Origin of the sequence: Anaeromyxobacter oryzae (assembly GCF_023169945.1) — a bacterium.
Taxonomy (GTDB): Bacteria; Myxococcota; Myxococcia; order Myxococcales; family Anaeromyxobacteraceae; genus Anaeromyxobacter; species Anaeromyxobacter oryzae.
Map to the genome: position 1 here is coordinate 3,868,119 of NZ_AP025591.1, position 16,715 is coordinate 3,884,833.

Here is a 16,715-nt window from a genome sequence, read left to right on the forward strand (position 1 = left end):
GGCTAGCCCGCGTACGAGAGCGCGAGGGCGCGGGCGAGGAGCTTCCACCCGTCCACCGCGACGAAGAGGAGGAGCTTGAAGGGGAGGGCGACCGAGGTCGGAGACAGCTGCGTGAGCCCGAGCGCGAGCAGCACGTTCGAGACCACCAGGTCCACGACGAGGAACGGCACGAACACGAGGAAGCCGATGGTGAACGCCCGGCGGAGCTCGGAGACCACGAACGCCGGGGCGAGGACGGCGAGATCGTCGTCGGCCGGCGCGGGCCCGGCCCCCGCGCGGAGGCGAGCGGCGACGTCGAGGAACGCGGCGCGGTCGTCCGACCGCGCGAACCGCGCCAGGAATTCCTTCAGGGGCCCGAGGCCGCGCGACGCGGCGGCGAGGCTGCCGGCGACGCCCTGCTCCGGCGGCGCGGCCCGGATCCGCTCCGCCGCGCGCTCCGCGACCGGCGCCATCACGAGGAGCGTGAGGACGAGCGCGAGCCCCGTCACCACGGTGTTCGGCGGGACCTGGGGCGCGCCGAGGGCCGACCGCGCGATGGAGAGAACGACCGCGATCTTGAGGAACGACGTGAGCATCACGAGCGCGACGGGGACGAGCGCGAGCGCGGCCAGGAGCACCAGCATCTCGGCCGGGCGCTCGGCGACGGGGCCGGGGGCCGGCAGGAGGGCGACGGCGATCACGGTCGGTCCTCCGCGCGGACGGGAGGGGCGGGCGCGTCCAGGACCGACACGCCATCCGGCCCGAAGCCGACGACGAGGCGCCGCCCCTGGACGTCGACCAGCGCGACGCCGGTCTCCTTCCCGAGGGCGGCGCGGGCGACGACGGCCAGCTCGGGGGCGAGCGCGAGGCGCGGGCGCCGCCTCGAGAGCGCCGCGGCCGCGCCGAGCGCGGCGACGACGAGCGCGGCCCGCGCCGCCGCCGACGCGAGCGAGCCGGGTGCCGACACGAGGAGGCAACCCGCGGCGGCCCCGGCGACCACCAGGGCTCCCCGGCCGGCGGGGAGGCGGGCGAGGCGGGCGGCGAGGGCGGCGATCACGGCGCGCCCTCCACCGAGAGGATCCGCACGCCGACCGAGCCCTCCACGTCCACCAGCTCGCCGCGCGCGACGGCGCGGTCGCCCGCGCGCAGGGTCACGAGCCCGCGCCGGTCCAGCGCGAGGGGCAGCGCAGCGCCGGGCTCGAGTCGGGCGAGCTCGCCGAGGGTCAGCTCCACGCGCGCGAGCTCGATCTCGAGCGTCACCGGGAGCTCCGCCATCCGTCCTGTCATCGTCGTCTCCTCCACGTGAAAGGTGCCGTCGTCCTCGAGCCGGCCCGTCGCGCGCGCGCCGCCCGGCAGCACGAGCGACGCCGTCCCCGTCGCGGCTTCGTCGACGACGACCACGTCTCCGGGCGCGAGGGCGTCGAGGTCGCCCGGCCCGAGCGCGGCCGTGCCGCGCCGGAACGAGACGGGGAGCGAGACGGGGGACGCGGCCGGGTCGGGGGCCCCCGCCAGGGCGCGCAGGGCGGCCGGCGGGACGAGGAGGCGGGCGTGGCCGCGGGCCCCGCCCGCGTCCACGTCGAGCTCGATGGCGAGGGCGCCGGCGGGCTCGCGGACGCCGCGGGCGAGCCGCGGCGCCAGCAGCGCGTCGACGGCGGGGGCGGCGCACGCGCCTTCCAGCGCCGCCAGCGCGAGCAGCTCGACCGCGCTCGCCTCGACCGGCGTGAGCACCGCCGCGGGCTCCGGCGCGCCGTCTCCGCCCGCGAGACGGTTCACGACCGCGACCGCGAGGGCCGAATCGACCTCCAGCACCGCGGGCGCGGGGAGCGCGGCCAGGTCCAGGGCGAGGCGCGCGACGAGGGCGCGGGGAGCGGCAGGGCCGGGCACGGTGCGTGCGCTCACCATGACGGGAGCGCCGAGGACCGCCGCGAGCTCGGCGGCCGCCGCACGCGCCACCTCCGCGCCGGTCGCACGCGCGGCTGCGGTCAGCTCGGCGTGGCCCCGGGAGAGGGCGGGGAGCTCGAACGGAAGTGGCATGGCGCTCGTGCTCTCCACGCCGCGTGCCGTCCGGCCGCGCCGAGCGATCCCGCGGGGTTGGCGTTCGAGCGGGCCGCGGGCGGGGCGCGGCGGCGGCCGCGGGGGTGCGCGGCGCGACCGCCGGTCACTGGAGGAGCCGCTCCCGGCAGAGCCGCACCAGCGCCGGCGCCGGGCCTGGCGGGACCTCCCCGCGGGCGACGCGCCGGAGCAGCTCGGCGACGGCGCCGCGCTCCGCGGCCGCGGACGCGGGGGCCCGCGCGGGCCCGGCCGTTCCGGAGAGGGACGCCGCGAGGGCCGCGAGCCGGTCCCGGCGGGCGAGGGCCGCGAGGCGGGCGCCCTCGTCGGCCAGGGACGGCGCCGGGGCGCGCGCGAGAAGCCGCCGCGCTCGGTCCGGGAGGAGGGCCGCCGCGAGCGCGACGAGCCGCCGATCCTCCGCGGTCACGTCGCGGTGCCCCGGCGCAGGCGGATCCAGAGCCCCGCGCCCCCGAGCCCGGTCGCCGCGAGCGCGGCGAGCGCCGCGATCGCGAGGAGCGCCGGCGAGCGGCGTCGCGCCTCGGCGCGGGGCGCGGGCGCCTCCACCGCCTCCGAGACCACGACGGCGACCGCGTCCGGCGCGAGCCCGTCGGCGGCGCCCGCGACGAGCGAGCGGATGCCCGCGTCGAGCGCACGGACCGCGCCACACGACGCGGGCCGGCAGCGGACGAGCACCGCCGCGCGAGGGGCGACCCGCTCGCCGGGCCGGAGCGGATCGGGCTGCGGCAGGCCGAGGTGGACGCGCGCGCCCACGACCCCGTCGATCGCCTCGACGCTGCGCGCCAGCTCGCCCGCGAGCGCGTGCAGGTACATCGCGTGCTCCTCGACGGGCGTCGGGACCATGGAGGCCTTGGAGAACACCTCGCCGAAGCCCGGCGGCCGCGCCCGCGGCAGGTCGCGCGCGGCCAGGAGCCGCTGGGCCGGCGCGGCGTCGCTCGATGCGACCGAGACCGTCCACGCGCCCTCGGCCCCGTCCTCTCGCTCCTTGCGCGCCGCGATGCCGCCCTCGTCGAGCGCGACGAGGACCTCGTTGGCCTGGCCCTCGTCGAGGCGGTGGAACAGCTCCTCTCGACCGCAGCCGCCGAGGGCGACCGCGAGGGCGAGCCAGATCGGGAGACGCATCGATCCTCCTCAGAGCTGCGTGTTCACGGCCTGCTTGACGCTCTGGGCGCCCTGCTCCACCAGCTTCGCCGCGAGGTCGACGGTCTGGGCCGTGCGGTACGCCTCCGCCTGGAGCCCGAGCAGCTCCTGGGCGGTGAACGTTCGGCCGGAGCGCGCCGCCGCGAGCACGGCGTCGAGGCGAGCCTGCGCGCGCTCGACCGCGGCCAGGGCGGGGGGCACCGCGGGACGAGGCGGTGGCGGGGCGGGCGGCCGGAGCGGACCGCGCGCCTCGAGGACGGCGCCGAACGGGCGGGGCTCGGGTGCGAGCGCAGGCGGCGGCGCGGCCCGCGCGACGGCGGCGGCGGGGGCGATGGGCATCGTCGCGGCTCCTAGTGGATGTTCTGGATCGCGGACTTCGCGCTGTCGTGCTTCACCTTCATCACGTTCGAGAGCGCGGTGAACTCGCGGCTCTCCCGCTGCATGTTCTCCTGCAGCTGCAGGTACTGGAGGTTGTAGGTCCGGGCCTCCTCCTGCAGCTGGCGGGTCGCGCCGAGGACGTCGTCCGGCGCGCTGGACCCGGGGGTGCTGCCGGCGGCCGCGCCAGTGCCGTCCGCTCCCGCGACCGCGCCGCGGACGGCGGCCGAGAGCACCGTCCCGCCCGGAACGTAGGGTGCCGCGAGCTCGACGGTGGCGGCGACGCCGCGGGCGAGCCCGGAGGCGGCACCGCGGAGGGCGGACTGGAAACGACCGGGCTCGGCGTGGCGCTCGCTCGTCGGGGCGACGTGGATCGACTCGATTCGGTTCATGGCGTTTCTCCTTGGCCACGGACAGGAGCAACGCGCGTGCCCGTCCCGAAAGGCGCGATCTCGAGGCCCGCGGCGTGCGCGCGGGCCGCCGCCCGCCCGCGCCGGTCCGCCGGGCGGACCGTGTGTTACCTTCCCGCGGTGCCGCGCGAGTACCTCCGCCGTCTCTCCGACGCCATCGTCCACGCGCAGCGGCCGATCCGCGTCCTCCGGGCGATCAACTGGGCGCCCGAGGTCCACGCTCGGTTCTTCCGGCACGGGGCGCGCGAGCTGCCGCGCCCCGAGTACCCGGCGCTCGGCTTCGACACGGAAGCGAAGGTGAAGGAGCTGCGCGAGCTCCGGCGGCGGATCCGCGGCCGGAACCCCGTCGAGGACCTGCTCCGCCAGAAGTGCGACGAGTTCATCCTCCTCGCGCAGCTCCTCGCAGCCCGCGGCAGCCGGCGCTTCTACGAGCTGTCGCGGCGCGTCTACGGCGATCCTCGCGATCGGTTCCCCGATCACAACGTGGACAACCTCGGCATCGCCCGGATGTGGGCCTCGCGGCCGCGCGCGCGGGACGAGGAGCAGGTCTTCTCGGCGGAGGACGCGGCGAGCCGGATCGCCGAGATCTGTGCGCCGCTCCTCGGCGGCCACGTGCAGGTGCTCGTCCGGACCCGCCTCACCGCCAACGCTGCCGCCGGCGCGACCGGCATCACCCTCAGGAAGGGCGCCCGCTTCTCGGAGCGCCAGGTCTCCGCCATGGCCCACCACGAGGGGCTCTGGCACGTCCTCACGTCGCTGAACGGGTACCGGCAGCCGGTCCTCACCGTGCTCGGCGTCGGGCTCCCCCGCCACACCGAGTCGCAGGAGGGCGGCGGGATCGTCGCCGAGTTCCTCACCGGCTACATCACCGACGAGCGCTACATCGAGCTCGGGGAGCGCACGATCGCCATCGACATGGCGGCGCGCGGCGCGGACTTCCTCGAGGTGTACCGCTACCTGCTCGCGCGGTTCCCGCCGGAGAAGGCGGCGCTCATGAGCGAGCGCGTGTTCCGGGGCGGCCTCCTCGAGGGCGGGGCGCCGTTCACGAAGGACGCCGCCTACCAGCGCGGCTACTGCCGGACGTTCAACTTCCTGCGCGCCGCCCTCGAGCAGCGCGACGTGGAGCTCGTGCGGGCGTTCCTCGCCGGCAAGATGAGCGTCGACGACGCGGAGCTCGTCCGGGACCTCGTGGACGAGGGGCTCTGCGTCGGGCCGGTGTACCTCCCGGAGTGGTTCATCGACATCGACCGGCTGAACGCGATGTGCACCCACAGCGTGACGATGAACCGGTTCTCCCTGCCTTCGGTCTCGCGGTACTACGCCCGCCGGCGCGGCGGCGGCGCGACGGGGACGCTCGTGGGGCGCCTGCGCGAGTCGGCGGAGCTGGAGGAGGAGCTGGCGCCGCGGCCTGCGGGGGACGAGGGCGACCTCGGGGAGTGACGCGCGGCGCCGCAGGCGCGGCGGCCGCCGCCCGGCTACATCCGCCGCGTGACGCCCGCGCTGCCGCCCGGCCCGCGCACGCTCCGCCCCGGCGGCAGCTGGCGCGCGTTCGGCCGCGATCCGCTCGGGTTCCTGGAGCGCCTCGCGCGAACGTACGGGCCGGTCGCGCACTTCCGGATCGGTCCGCGCCACGTCTTCGTCCTCTCCGACCCGGACCTCGTCCGCGAGGTGCTGGTCGTCTCGCCGGAGCGGTTCCGGAAGGATCGCGGCCTCGAGATGGCGCGGGTCATGCTCGGGGACGGGCTCCTCACCGCGCACGGCGAGACGTGGCGCCGTCACCGCCGTCTCGCCCAGCCGGCCTTCCACCCGGACCGGATCGCCGGCGCGGCGGCGGTCATGGCCCGTCGCGCGGCGGCGAGGGTCGCGCGCTGGCGAGACGGCGACGCCATCGACGCGCACCGCGAGATGGCCGCGCTCGCCCTCGAGATCGTGGCGGAGGCGCTGTTCGGCGCGGACGTCGAGGCGGAGATCCCGGCGATCGCGCGGGCGCTCGACGACGCCGTCGAGAGCTTCCGGATGTCGCGCATCCCGTTCGCGCCGCTCCTCGATCGCCTGCCGGTGCCGAGCACGGTGCGGGTCCACCGGGCGCGGCGGACGCTGGACGCGATCCTGTACCGCATGATCGCGGCGCGCCGCGCGGCGGGCGGCGGCGGCGACGACCTGCTCGGCCGCCTCCTCGCCGCGCGGGACGCCGAGGGGGGCGGCGCGCTCTCGGACCTCGAGCTGCGCGACGAGGCGATGACGATCTTCCTCGCCGGCCACGAGACCACCGGAGACGCTCTCGCCTGGACCATCGACCTCCTCGGGCGGAACCCCGGCGCGCGCGCCAGGCTCGAGGCGGAGGTCGACGCCGTGCTCGGCGGCCGCCCGCCCGCGCCGGCCGACGTGGACCGGCTCCCGTACGCGCGCCGGGTGCTGACGGAGGGGATGCGGCTCTACCCGCCCGCGTGGACGCTCGCGCGCCAGGCGATCGCCGACGTGCCGCTCGGCGGGTTCGTGCTCCCGGCGCGCGCGACCGCGATGCTTCCGCAATGGGTGATCCACCGCGATCCGGGCCTCTATCCGGAGCCGGACCGGTTCGACCCGGATCGCTGGCTCCCGGAGCGCCGCGCCGGTCTCCCGCGCCTCGCGTACTTCCCGTTCGGCGCCGGTCCGCGGATCTGCATCGGCGAGGGCTTCGCCTGGACCGAGGGCGTCCTCGCGCTCGCCGCGATCGCGTCGCGCGTCCGGCTCGTCCCGCTCGCGCCGGTGCCGCCCGTGCCGCTGCCGCGGATCACCCTCCGGCCGGGGGGCGGCGTGCCCGTCCGCGTCGAGCTCCGGCGCCCCGCTCAGCCGACGGCGGCCCCGAACAGCCGGCCCACGGCGTAGGTCACGCCGGCGGCGAGCGCCGCGAGGCCGACCATCCGCAGCGACGAGCGCCACACGCTCGTGCCGGACAGGAAGCCGACCACGCCGCCCACCGTCGCGAGCACGAAGAACGCGAGGAGCGTGCTCGCGAGGACGGCCGGCGAGCCCGACGCGAGCAGGAACGGGATCACCGGGACGAGGGCGCCGACCGAGAACATGAGGAACGAGGACACCGCCGCGCCCATGGGCGAGCCGAGGTCCTCGGGGTCGAGCCCGAGCTCCTCGCGGACGAGCGTGTCGAGGGCGCTGTCCGGGTTCTTCAGGATCTCCGCCGCCGTCCGGCTCGCCTGCTCGGTGGAGAGCCCCTTCTGCTTGAAGATGAGGGCGAGCTCCGCGGCCTCCTCCTCCGGCGCCTCGGAGATCTCGCGCTTCTCCATCGCGATCTGGCGCGCGAGGAGGTCGCGCTGGCTCGCGACCGACGTGTACTCGCCCGCCGCCATCGAGAAGGCGCCGGCGAGGAGGCCCGCGAACCCCGTCACGACCACCGTCTGCGGAGCGACGCCGGCTCCCGCGACGCCGAGGATGAGCGACAGGTTGGAGAGGAGGCCGTCGTTCATCCCGAAGATCGCCGCGCGGATCGAGCCCGCGCGGCCGCCGCCGCGATGCCAGCGCTCGCGCTGGGCGATGAGCGCGCGGGCGCCGTCGGGATCGCTCCCCTTCAGGCCGACCAGGACCTGCCGGTGCGCGCGCTCCTCCTGGGCGATCGCGACCGCCTCGCCGCCCTGCTCCTCGTACTTGTCCGCGTCGCCGGCCTCGGTCTCGAGGACCATCGGCACGACGGCGGCCGACCCGAGCCGCCGCGCGAGCCAGACGAGGGCGCGGACGCGCGAGCTCGGGCGGTCCGGCGGCAGCGAGACGCCGGCCTTCTCGAGCTTCCGCTCCCAGATCCCCGCGTGGCGCCGCTCCGCCTCCCCGAGCTCGCGGAAGCTCCGGGCCTTCTCGGGATCGCGCTCGTAGCGGGCGAGCCCCTCGTACAGCGCGGCGCCGTCGCGCTCGTCCACGAGGTTCTGGAGCCAGAGGTCGGTCCGCGGATCCATGCGCGGAATGTAGCAGGGCGAGGTCGCGGCGGCAGCGCGGGAGGGTGGGGGTCCCGGGGTCGGGTCGGGTCGGGATCGGGGACGGATCAGGGCCCACGGGCCACGGGACGCGGGTCACGGGCACGGAGAGGCTCGGGTACGTTCACGGGCACGGGAACGGGAACGACGTGGCTGTCTGGTACGGGCTGCGCTTTCGTCACGCCGGCTCGGTCCAGAAGCTCGCGACGAGCTGCGAGCGGCTCGTCGAGCGCGTCTTCGCGAGCAGCGCGGAGACGTGCAGCTCGACGGTCTTCTCCGAGCACTCGAGCCGCTCGGCGACGGCGCGGTTCGACGCGCCCTCCGCGACGAGGAGCAGGACCGCGCTCTGCCGGGGCGTGAGGCTCCAGCGCCGAGCGACGCCCGGCAGCCGGGCGCGCGCGTCGCCGGCGAGGTCGGAGAAGACGGCCACGTACCACTCGTTGACGCCGTCCAAGGTGAAGCGCCGGACCCCGCGCTGCCCGGGGTTCGGCGGGTGGCGCAGCGCCGCTTGGACCCGGTCGCGCTCGGTGGCGAGGAGCGCCTCGCCGCGCGCGTTCGCGCACGCGATCGCCGCGGGGACACGCACGAGGAACGCCGGGGAAGGGATCGCGGCGAGCGCCGCCTGCAGGGCGGCGGGCGCGATCCGCGTCACCTCCGGCGGCAGCGGTCGCGGCTCGGCGACGATCGGATCGACGAGCTCTGGCGGCGGATCCTCGCGATCCCCGGTCCCGTGGCCCCGCGATCGACGCGTGGTCTTCGGCTTCATCCCTGGCTCCCCGCGGCGCGCACACACGGTCAAGTCGAGCGGCGCCGCTCCCAGCGCTACCGTACCCTGAAAGGGTTCGAGCGCTCGTCCCGCGGTCCTGGCACGGCTCTCCGGTGTCACATTCTCGCCCACGGACGTTCTCCAGGAGTTCTGGACGGCGGGTATCGCCCGCCGTGCGCGTCGGACCGCAATCCGTGGAACGGCGCCGCATCGTTTCGTGACTCGCGAGGTCGCGAGTGCGACGAAGTGCGCAGCGCGCGGGCAAGCCCGGCGGGCTGCGCTCCCGGGCGGGCCAGGTCGAGGTCGCCCCGCGGGCCGAAGTCGTCTATAAGACAGGGTTCTCCGAGGAGAACCGCCGTGCAGAAGCTCCAGACCAAGGACCCCTCCTTCCGCGCCGCGTGGGAGAGGGTCTGCGCCCGTGGCTCGGACGAGGACGAGGCTCCCGTCCGCGAGGCCGCCCAGCGGATCGTGGAGGACGTCCGCGCCCGGGGGGACGTCGCGCTCCTCGAGTACACCCGCCGGTTCGACGGCTGGGACCCGGGCACGGCGGCGGGCGTCGCGCTCGGTCCGGACGACTTCCGGGCCGCGTTCCGGGGCCTTCCCGCCGAGGGGCGAAGGGCGCTCACGCTCGCGGCGAAGCGCGTCACGGACTTCCACGCCCGGGAGACCGACTCCGAGGTGAAGCCGCGGCGTGATGCCGCGGGCGCGACGCTGGCGCAGGTCGTCCGGCCGCTCGCGCGCGTCGGGCTGTACGTGCCCGGCGGCACCGCCCGGTACCCGTCGTCGGTCCTCATGACCGCCATCCCGGCCAAGGTCGCCGGCGTCCGCGAGATCTTCGTCTGCTCCCCCGGCGTGAAGGGCACCGGGGAGATGGACGCCTGGACGCTCGCGGCGTGCCACGTCGCCGGCGTGGGGAAGCTGTTCCGGGTCGGCGGGGCACAGGCCGTCGCGGCGCTGGCGTACGGGACCGGCACCATCCCGGCCGTCGACAAGATCTGCGGCCCGGGGAACGCCTATGTCGCCGCCGCGAAGCGGCTCGTGTTCGGGCGGGTCGACATCGACATGATCGCCGGGCCGAGCGAGATCCTCGTCCTCGCGGACGTGGCGGCGGACGCGGCGGAGGTCGCCTCCGACCTCCTCGCCCAGGCCGAGCACGACGTCCGGGCGGTGTCCGTGCTCGTCACCCCGTCGGTGCGCCTCGCGGACGCGGCGCTCGCCGAGGTGGAGCGGCAGCTCGCGGACCTCCCGCGGCGGGAGATCGCCTCGCGCTCGATCCAGGAGCGCGGCGCCGTCGTCGTCGCGGCCGATCTCGCCGAGGCGGTCCGGCTCGCGGACGAGTTCGCGCCCGAGCACCTCGCGCTCCACGCGAGGAACGCGGCGCGGCTCGTCCCGAAGCTCTCGCGGGCGGGCGCCGTGTTCGTCGGCACGAGCACGCCGGAGGCGGTCGGCGACTACCTCGCGGGCCCGTCGCACGTGTTGCCGACGGCGGGGACCGCGCGGTTCGCGTCGCCGCTCTCGGTGGCGACGTTCCGGCGCCGCATGAGCGTGCTCGAGTTCACGCCGGCGGCGCTCGCCGCGGTGGCGCCCGCCGTGAAGGCGCTCGCGCGGGCCGAGGGGCTCGAGGGGCACTGGCGCGCCGTGGCGGTCCGCGTCGAGAAGGCGGCGCCCGTGCGGCGGCGGAAGGCGGCCCGGCCGGCGCGCGCTGCGCGGCGCCCCCCGCCGCGGCGGCCGCTGCGCGGACGTCCGGGCCGGAAGGGATCGCGATGAGGAAGGCGGCGCTGGTGAAGCCCGCGGCGAAGCCGGCCGCGAGGCGCGGCGAGGTCGCGCGGAAGACGAAGGAGACCCAGGTTGAGGTGGCGCTCCGCCTCGAGCCGGGCGAGGCCTCCATCTCGACCGGCCTCCCGTTCTTCGACCACATGCTCGACCAGATCTCGCGCCACGGCGGCATGGCGCTCACGGTGCGGGCGAAGGGCGACCTCGAGGTCGATGCGCACCACACCGTCGAGGACGTGGGGATCGGGATCGGGGAGGCGCTGAAGCAGGCCACCGCCGACAAGGCGGGCCTCGCCCGGTACGGCCACGCCGTCGTCCCGCTCGACGAGGCGCTCGTCGAGGCGGTCGTCGATCTCTCCGGGCGCCCGCACCTCACCTTCAACGCGAAGCTCCCGTCCGGGAAGAGGTTCATCGGCGCCTACGACGTGGACCTCACCCAGGACTTCCTCCAGGCGCTCGTGAACCACGCCCGGATCTGCCTGCACGTGAACGTCCGCTACGGCCGGAACCTCCACCACGTGGTCGAGGCGATCTTCAAGGCGACGGCCCGCGCGCTCCGCGCCGCGACCTCTCGCGAGGGAACGGGCCTCCCCAGCACGAAGGGGCTGCTCTAGTGTCCGCGAAGCCCGCCGGGACGGTCGCCCTGGTCGACTACGGCGCCGGGAACCTCCGCTCCGTGGAGAACGCGCTCCGCGAGGTCGGCGCGAAGGTCGTCGTGACGCACGATCCCGCCGAGGTCCGGAGCGCCGACCGCGTCGTCGTGCCGGGGCAGGGCTCCATGCCGGAGTGCGCGGAGGCGATGCGGCGGAGCGGCGTCGCGGACGCGCTCCTCGAGGCCATCCGCAAGGGCACGCCGGTGCTCGGCATCTGCGTCGGCCTCCAGATCCTCTTCGAGCGCGGCGAGGAGGCCGGCGGGGCGCGCGGGCTCGGCGTCCTGCCGGGGACGATCGCCCGGCTGCCGGCCGGGGTGAAGCTCCCGAACATCGGGTGGTCGCCCGTCCGGCTCGTGAAGCGGGACGCGGCGCTCTTCGCCCCGATGGACGGGCAGTACGTCTACTTCGCCCACTCCTACGCGGCGCCCGCCGACGCGCCCGGCGCCGCGCTCCTCACCACCCACGGCCGCGACTACTGCGCGGCGCTCGCGAAGGACAACCTCTTCGCGGTCCAGTTCCACCCCGAGAAGAGCCAGAAGGTCGGGCTCGCGCTCCTCGAGCGGTTCGTCTCGATCTAGCGAGGTCTCCCCGTGAGCATGCTCGTCATCCCGGCCATCGACCTCATCGGCGGCGAGGTGGTCCGCCTCGAGAAGGGCGACTACGCGACGAAGAAGGTCTACGCGTCGCGGCCTGCCCACAAGGCCGAGGAGTTCGCCCGCGCCGGCGCGACGCTCCTCCACGTCGTCGATCTCGAGGGCGCGAAGGCGGGCTGGCCGGTGAACCTCGACGCGGTGCGCGCGATCTGCGAGGTGCCCGGGATCGAGGTCGAGCTGGGCGGCGGGCTCCGATCGATCGGCGACCTCGAGAAGGTGCTCGCGCTCGGCGTGAAGTACGTCGTCCTCGGCACGGCTGCGGTGGAGCGGCTCGGGCTCGTCGAGGAGGCGTGCCGGCGGTTCCCGGGCCGGGTGCGCTGCGGGATCGACGCGCGGAACGGCGAGGTGAAGATCGCCGGGTGGCTCGAGGGCACCGGCCTCGCGGCGGTGGAGGTCGCGCGCCGGGTGAAGGCGGCCGGCGTGTCGCTCGTCGAGTACACCGACGTCGGCCGCGACGGGATGTTCTCGGGCGTGGACGCGGCGGGCGCGGCGCGGATCCAGGCCGAGGCGGGCGTCGAGGTGGTGGCGTCGGGCGGGGTCGCGAGCCTCGCGGACGTCGAGGCGTGCAAGGTGGCGGGCGTCGCCGGCGTCATCGTCGGAAAGGCGCTGTACGAGGGCCGGATCTCCCTCCGCGACGCCATCGCGGCGGCGAAGGCCTAGATCGGCCCGGAACAGGAGCGAGCCCTCGAATGCCGGCGAAGCGCATCATCCCCTGCCTCGACGTGAAGAACGGCCGCGTCGTGAAGGGGATCAACTTCCAGAACCTGCGGGACGCCGGCGATCCGGTCGAGGCCGCCGCGCGGTACGACGCCCAGGGCGCCGACGAGGTGACCTACCTCGACATCGCCGCGACGCAGGAGAACCGCGGCACGCTCGTGGACCTCGTGACCCGCACCGCCGCGCGCGTGTTCGCGCCGCTCACCGTCGGCGGCGGCGTCCGGAGCGAGGACGACTTCGTGACCCTGCTCCACGCGGGCGCCGACAAGGTGAGCGTGAACTCGTCGGCGGTGAAGGATCCCTCGCTCGTCGACCGCCTCTCGCGGATCGCCGGCGCCCAGGCGCTCGTCGTGGCGATCGACGTGAAGCGCCGCCCGAGGGGGAGCGGACCGCAGGAGTGGGAGGTCCACGTCGCCGGCGGGTCGAAGCCGACCGGCGTCGAGGGGCTCGCGTGGGTCCGCGAGGTGGCGGATCGCGGCGCGGGCGAGATCCTGCTCACCTCGATGGACCGCGACGGCACGCAGGCGGGGTACGATCTCGAGCTCCTGGAGAAGGTCTGCGCGTCGGTGACGATCCCGGTCATCGCCTCGGGGGGCGTCGGCACGCTCGAGCACCTCGCCGAGGGGCTGCGCTTCGCCGACGCCGCGCTCGCGGCGTCGATCTTCCACGACGGCAAGCACACCGTGCAGGAGGCGAAGGCCTACCTCCGCGCGAAGGGGATCCACGTCCGGCCATGAAGACCGCGGTGAAGAAGCTCCTCGACCGCATCCAGTTCGACGACCGTGGCCTCGTCCCGGTCGTGGCCCAGGAGGAGGACGGCACCGTCCTCATGCTCGCCTGGGCGAACCGCGAGGCGCTCGTCGCGAGCGCGGAGGGCGGACGGGCGACCTACTGGTCCCGTAGCCGCAAGTCCCTCTGGCGGAAGGGGGACACGAGCGGGCACGTCCAGGAGCTCCGCGCGATCGCGCTCGACTGCGACGGAGACGCCGTGCTCTACGTCGTGCGCCAGACCGGTCCCGCGTGCCATACCGGGACCCGCAGCTGTTTCTCCGAAAGGCAGGAGTTCCGATGGCAGACGAGCGATTCCTCGCGAAGCTCTGGGCGACGATCGAGTCCCGCAAGGCGGACGTCGCGGCCCAGGGCAGCTACACCCGCAAGCTCCTCGACGCCCCGCCGCGGATCCGGCGGAAGATCATCGAGGAAGCGTACGAGGTGAACGAGGCCCACCAGGCCCTCTCGGACGGCAAGGATACGAAGGATCACCTCGCCCACGAGGCGGCCGATCTCCTCTACCACCTGCTCGTGCTGCTCGCGTCCGCGGACGTGACGCCCACCGAGGTCTATGCCGTCCTCGAGCACCGCCACGGGCAGCCCCACGTCCCGAAGCCCGGAAACCCTTGACGTCGGTGGGGTTTTCACGTAATAGCCGCCCCTCAGCCGCGTGAAAGAGCCGGGCGCCCGTCGCGCCCGGCTCCTTCGCTTTCCAAGGCGAGAGCCTCAACACAACTGCAGGGAACGAGGAAAACGAATGACCGGAGTGCGCGTCAAGGATGGCGAGTCCTTCGAGAACGCCATGAAGCGCTTCAAGAAGCAGTGCGAGAAGGCGGGCATCCTCTCGGAGATCCGCAAGCGCGAGCACTACGAGAAGCCCAGCGTGAAGCGCAAGAAGAAGGCCCTCGCCGCCAAGAAGCGCGCGCTCAAGAAGATGCGGAAGGGCTTCTAGCCCGCCGCCGCCCGCCCTCACCCGGACCGACCATGGCGCTCAAGGAACAGCTGGATCAGGACCTCAAGGCCGCCATGCGCGACAAGGACGCGCTGAAGCTCAGCGTCGTCCGCATGCTCAAGAGCGCCGTCAAGTATCGCGAGATCGAGCTCATGAAGCCGCTCGACGACGCGGGCGTGCTGGGCGTCATCGGCTCCGAGATCAAGCGCCGCCGGGACTCGGTCGAGCAGTACAAGGCCGGGAACCGGCAGGACCTCGCCGACAAGGAGGAGGCGGAGATCAAGATCCTCCAGGCGTGGCTGCCGCAGCAGCTCACCGAGGACGAGCTCCGGGCGAAGGTCGACGCTGCGATCGCGCAGACGAACGCGAAGGGACCGAAGGACATGGGCGCGGTGATGAAGGCGCTCCTGCCGGAGGTGCAGGGCCGGGCGGAGGGGAAGGCCGTCGCGGACATGGTGAAGGCGCGGCTGACCGGCAAGTAGGCGAGGAGCCGCCGGACGAGGCGGCGCGCAGCGAGCACGTGGTTCTTGGGGGGAGCCGTTGTCTCGGTTCCCCCCGCTGCGATCGAAAGGCGGTGGGAGTCCCTGATCCCGGACGCGCTCATCGACGAGATCCGTGCGCGCGTCGACGTGGTGGCCGTGATCGGTCGCCACATGGAGCTCAAGAGATCGGGCCGGACGTGGAAGGGCAACTGCGTCTTCCACGGCGAGAAGACGCCGAGCTTCCACGTGTACCCGGAGGACAAGCACTTCAAGTGCTACGGCTGCGGGGAGCACGGGGACGTCTTCACGTTCCTGCAGAAGCTCGAGGGGAAGGAGTTTCCCGAGGTGGTGAGGGCGCTGGCGCTCGAGGTGGGCGTCGAGATCCCGGAGGCGGCCGAGGAGGACTCGGCGGAGCAGCGGGCGCGACGCAAGGAGCGGAACGAGATCCACTCCGCGAACGACGCCGGGGCGCGCTACTTCGCGGCGCGCCTCGGGAGCCGCTTCGGTGATCCGGCCCGCGCCTACCTCGCGGGCCGCGGTGTCTCGGAGGACTCGATCCGGAGGTTCCGGCTCGGGGTGGCGGCGGATGCGTGGAACGACCTCCCGCGGCGGCTCGCGGAGAAGGGGATCGGGCTCGAGGCCCTGAAGAAGGCCGGCCTCGTCATCGAGAGGGAGAAGGACGGCGGCACGTACGACCGCTTCCGCAACCGCCTCATGTTCCCCATCGCCGGCATGGACGGGCAGGTCATCGGCTTCGGCGGGCGCGCGCTCGGCGACGAGAAGGGCGCGAAGTACCTCAACACGCCCGAGACGCCCCTCTACAAGAAGTCCCGGGTCCTGTACGGCCTCGACCTCGCCCGCGAGACGATCCGCAAGACGCGCCAGGCGCTGCTCGTCGAGGGCTACTTCGACGTGATCGGGCTGCACCAGGCGGGCATCACGAACGCGGTCGCCGTGTGCGGCACCGCGCTCACGCCGGAGCACGTGGAGCTCCTGGGCCGGTGCGACTGCCGCGAGGTGACGATCCTGTTCGACGGCGACGCCGCGGGTCTCGCCGCGCCCGCCAAGGCCGCACAGGCGCTCTTCCCCGCCGGCCTCGCGGGCAAGGTGGCCGTGCTGCCCTCCGACGCCGGCAAGACCGACCCCGACGACTACGCGCGCGCACACGGGCGAGCGGGCGTCGAGGCGCTCCTCGCGAAGGCGGCGCCCCTGTCGGCCTTCCTCATCGACCGGGCGATCGACCGGACCTGCGCCGGTCGGCCGCGCGAGGCGGCGCTCGAGCAGAAGCTCGCCGCCGTTCGCGAGCTGTCGCCATTCGTGCGGATGATGCCGGAGGGTCTCGCGCGTTCCGTCTTCGAGGACGCCATCGCGAAGCGGCTCGATCTCGATCCGGCGGCGCTCCACGCCGAGCTGTCGGGCGAGAAGCCCCACCCACCACCGCGCCCGGAGCCGGCCGTCGCCCGGCCGGGTCCTGCCCCGCGCCCGGCCCGGCCGGTCGGGGGAGGCGATGCGCGGATGAGGCTGCTCCTCCCCGGCCCGGCTGCGGACGCGCTCGGGATCCTCGCGGCCCACCCCGAGCTGGGGCCGGTCGCCGACGAGGAGGGCCTCCCGCGGCTGCTCCCGCCGGGGCCGCTCGCGGAGCTTGCACGCGAGCTGTGCCGGGGGCCGGTCGCGGTCGACGAGGCGCTCGCGCGCCTCGCGGCGGCGGGGGCGGACGAGGCCGCGACCCGCCGGATCCGGGCCCTCACCGGCCCGGCGCGGCCGAAGCCGGAGGAGGCGGAGCGGGAGCTCCGGAAGGCGGCCGTGAAGGCGACGATCGAGGCCGTACGGGGGGAGCAGGACCGGCTCCTCGCCGAGATCGCGAAGCGGGGCGCCCCGGTGCCCGAGGACCTCGCGGTCGCCGCGCAGGTCGCGGCGCGGCGGCGGTCGGACCTGGAGAAGCGTTTGCGGTCCCTGGAGCGGCCCGGATGAAAGGCAAGCTCCGGAGCATTCTCAATCAGTTGTCCGGGCTCGTC

General features: G+C 75.0%; 20 protein-coding genes and 1 pseudogene. 12 read left to right on the top strand and 9 right to left on the bottom strand.

What is annotated here, in order from left to right; all coding sequences use genetic code 11:
• Window positions 1-2: 2 nt before the first annotated feature.
• The 7 genes from sctR to AMOR_RS16895 all read right to left on the bottom strand — a co-directional run bounded on the left by sctR (window position 3) and on the right by AMOR_RS16895 (window position 3,953).
• Window positions 3-680, bottom strand: coding sequence for a type III secretion system export apparatus subunit SctR (gene sctR / locus AMOR_RS16865; RefSeq protein ID WP_248352720.1), 678 nt, complete (start codon window positions 678-680; stop codon window positions 3-5).
• A complete protein-coding gene (locus tag AMOR_RS16870; RefSeq protein WP_248352721.1) occupies window positions 677-1,036 on the bottom strand; it encodes a flagellar biosynthetic protein FliO in 360 nt (119 codons plus the stop codon). The genes sctR and AMOR_RS16870 overlap by 4 nt, the downstream gene beginning before the upstream one ends.
• Window positions 1,033-2,013, bottom strand: a complete 981-nt coding sequence (locus AMOR_RS16875) for a FliM/FliN family flagellar motor switch protein (RefSeq protein ID WP_248352722.1) — start codon at window positions 2,011-2,013, stop codon at window positions 1,033-1,035. The genes AMOR_RS16870 and AMOR_RS16875 overlap by 4 nt, the downstream gene beginning before the upstream one ends.
• A 124-nt stretch (window positions 2,014-2,137) precedes the next feature.
• Window positions 2,138-2,455, bottom strand: a complete 318-nt coding sequence (locus AMOR_RS16880; protein ID WP_248352723.1) for a hypothetical protein — start codon at window positions 2,453-2,455, stop codon at window positions 2,138-2,140.
• The gene (locus tag AMOR_RS16885) at window positions 2,452-3,168 is read right to left on the bottom strand and encodes a secretion protein (protein WP_248352724.1); all 717 of its coding nucleotides are present in this window, start codon (window positions 3,166-3,168) and stop codon (window positions 2,452-2,454) included. Before AMOR_RS16885 ends, AMOR_RS16880 begins: the two co-directional genes overlap by 4 nt.
• Window positions 3,169-3,177: 9 nt before the next feature.
• Window positions 3,178-3,525, bottom strand: coding sequence for a hypothetical protein (locus AMOR_RS16890; protein WP_248352725.1), 348 nt, complete (start codon window positions 3,523-3,525; stop codon window positions 3,178-3,180).
• Window positions 3,526-3,536: 11 nt separating this feature from the next.
• Window positions 3,537-3,953: a hypothetical protein gene (locus AMOR_RS16895; RefSeq protein ID WP_248352726.1), complete on the bottom strand. Its 417-nt coding sequence runs from the start codon at window positions 3,951-3,953 to the stop codon at window positions 3,537-3,539.
• Window positions 3,954-4,091: 138 nt separating this feature from the next.
• On the opposite strand from AMOR_RS16895, the gene AMOR_RS16900 reads away from it, so the two are divergent.
• Both AMOR_RS16900 and AMOR_RS16905 read left to right on the top strand, forming a co-directional pair.
• Window positions 4,092-5,411, top strand: coding sequence for a flavohemoglobin expression-modulating QEGLA motif protein (locus AMOR_RS16900; RefSeq protein ID WP_248352727.1), 1,320 nt, complete (start codon window positions 4,092-4,094; stop codon window positions 5,409-5,411).
• A gap of 48 nt (window positions 5,412-5,459) precedes the next feature.
• Entirely contained in the window at window positions 5,460-6,839 is a 1,380-nt protein-coding gene (locus AMOR_RS16905; protein ID WP_248352728.1) for a cytochrome P450, read from the top strand.
• Here AMOR_RS16905 and AMOR_RS16910 read toward each other — a convergent pair.
• A complete protein-coding gene (locus AMOR_RS16910) occupies window positions 6,800-7,915 on the bottom strand; it encodes a VIT1/CCC1 transporter family protein (RefSeq protein ID WP_248352729.1) in 1,116 nt (371 codons plus the stop codon). The two genes, AMOR_RS16905 and AMOR_RS16910, sit on opposite strands and share 40 nt — an antisense overlap.
• Window positions 7,916-8,111: 196 nt before the next feature.
• A complete protein-coding gene (locus AMOR_RS16915) occupies window positions 8,112-8,699 on the bottom strand; it encodes a helix-turn-helix transcriptional regulator (RefSeq protein WP_248352730.1) in 588 nt (195 codons plus the stop codon).
• Window positions 8,700-9,056: 357 nt separating this feature from the next.
• Here AMOR_RS16915 and hisD point away from each other — a divergent pair, with 357 nt between their 5' ends.
• From hisD to dnaG, 10 genes and pseudogenes are all read left to right on the top strand, one after another.
• Window positions 9,057-10,466 carry a histidinol dehydrogenase gene (gene hisD, locus AMOR_RS16920; RefSeq protein ID WP_248352731.1) on the top strand — a complete coding sequence of 470 codons (1,410 nt, stop codon included), beginning with the start codon at window positions 9,057-9,059 and terminating at the stop codon, window positions 10,464-10,466.
• Entirely contained in the window at window positions 10,463-11,086 is a 624-nt protein-coding gene (gene hisB / locus AMOR_RS16925; protein WP_248352732.1) for an imidazoleglycerol-phosphate dehydratase HisB, read from the top strand. The genes hisD and hisB overlap by 4 nt, the downstream gene beginning before the upstream one ends.
• Window positions 11,086-11,703 (top strand): imidazole glycerol phosphate synthase subunit HisH, encoded by a 618-nt coding sequence (gene hisH, locus AMOR_RS16930; RefSeq protein WP_248352733.1) that lies wholly within the window; start codon window positions 11,086-11,088, stop codon window positions 11,701-11,703. The genes hisB and hisH overlap by 1 nt, the downstream gene beginning before the upstream one ends.
• A gap of 18 nt (window positions 11,704-11,721) precedes the next feature.
• Window positions 11,722-12,438: a 1-(5-phosphoribosyl)-5-[(5-phosphoribosylamino)methylideneamino]imidazole-4-carboxamide isomerase gene (hisA, locus tag AMOR_RS16935; RefSeq protein ID WP_248362544.1), complete on the top strand. Its 717-nt coding sequence runs from the start codon at window positions 11,722-11,724 to the stop codon at window positions 12,436-12,438.
• Between the two features lie 29 nt (window positions 12,439-12,467).
• Complete coding sequence (gene hisF, locus AMOR_RS16940; RefSeq protein WP_248352734.1) at window positions 12,468-13,232, top strand: imidazole glycerol phosphate synthase subunit HisF; 765 nt, start codon at window positions 12,468-12,470, stop codon at window positions 13,230-13,232.
• A pseudogene (gene hisI / locus AMOR_RS16945) lies at window positions 13,229-13,519 on the top strand (phosphoribosyl-AMP cyclohydrolase); the annotation flags it as partial. The gene hisF and the pseudogene hisI, both read left to right, overlap by 4 nt.
• Before the next feature lie 44 nt (window positions 13,520-13,563).
• Window positions 13,564-13,896, top strand: coding sequence for a phosphoribosyl-ATP diphosphatase (hisE, locus tag AMOR_RS16950; RefSeq protein WP_248352735.1), 333 nt, complete (start codon window positions 13,564-13,566; stop codon window positions 13,894-13,896).
• 127 nt (window positions 13,897-14,023) lie between these two features.
• The gene (gene rpsU / locus AMOR_RS16955) at window positions 14,024-14,218 is read left to right on the top strand and encodes a 30S ribosomal protein S21 (RefSeq protein ID WP_012524821.1); all 195 of its coding nucleotides are present in this window, start codon (window positions 14,024-14,026) and stop codon (window positions 14,216-14,218) included.
• 32 nt (window positions 14,219-14,250) lie between these two features.
• Window positions 14,251-14,700: a GatB/YqeY domain-containing protein gene (locus tag AMOR_RS16960; RefSeq protein ID WP_248352736.1), complete on the top strand. Its 450-nt coding sequence runs from the start codon at window positions 14,251-14,253 to the stop codon at window positions 14,698-14,700.
• A 156-nt stretch (window positions 14,701-14,856) separates the two neighbouring features.
• Window positions 14,857-16,671, top strand: a complete 1,815-nt coding sequence (gene dnaG, locus AMOR_RS16965) for a DNA primase (protein ID WP_248352737.1) — start codon at window positions 14,857-14,859, stop codon at window positions 16,669-16,671.
• The last annotated feature ends 44 nt before the right edge of the window (window positions 16,672-16,715 follow it).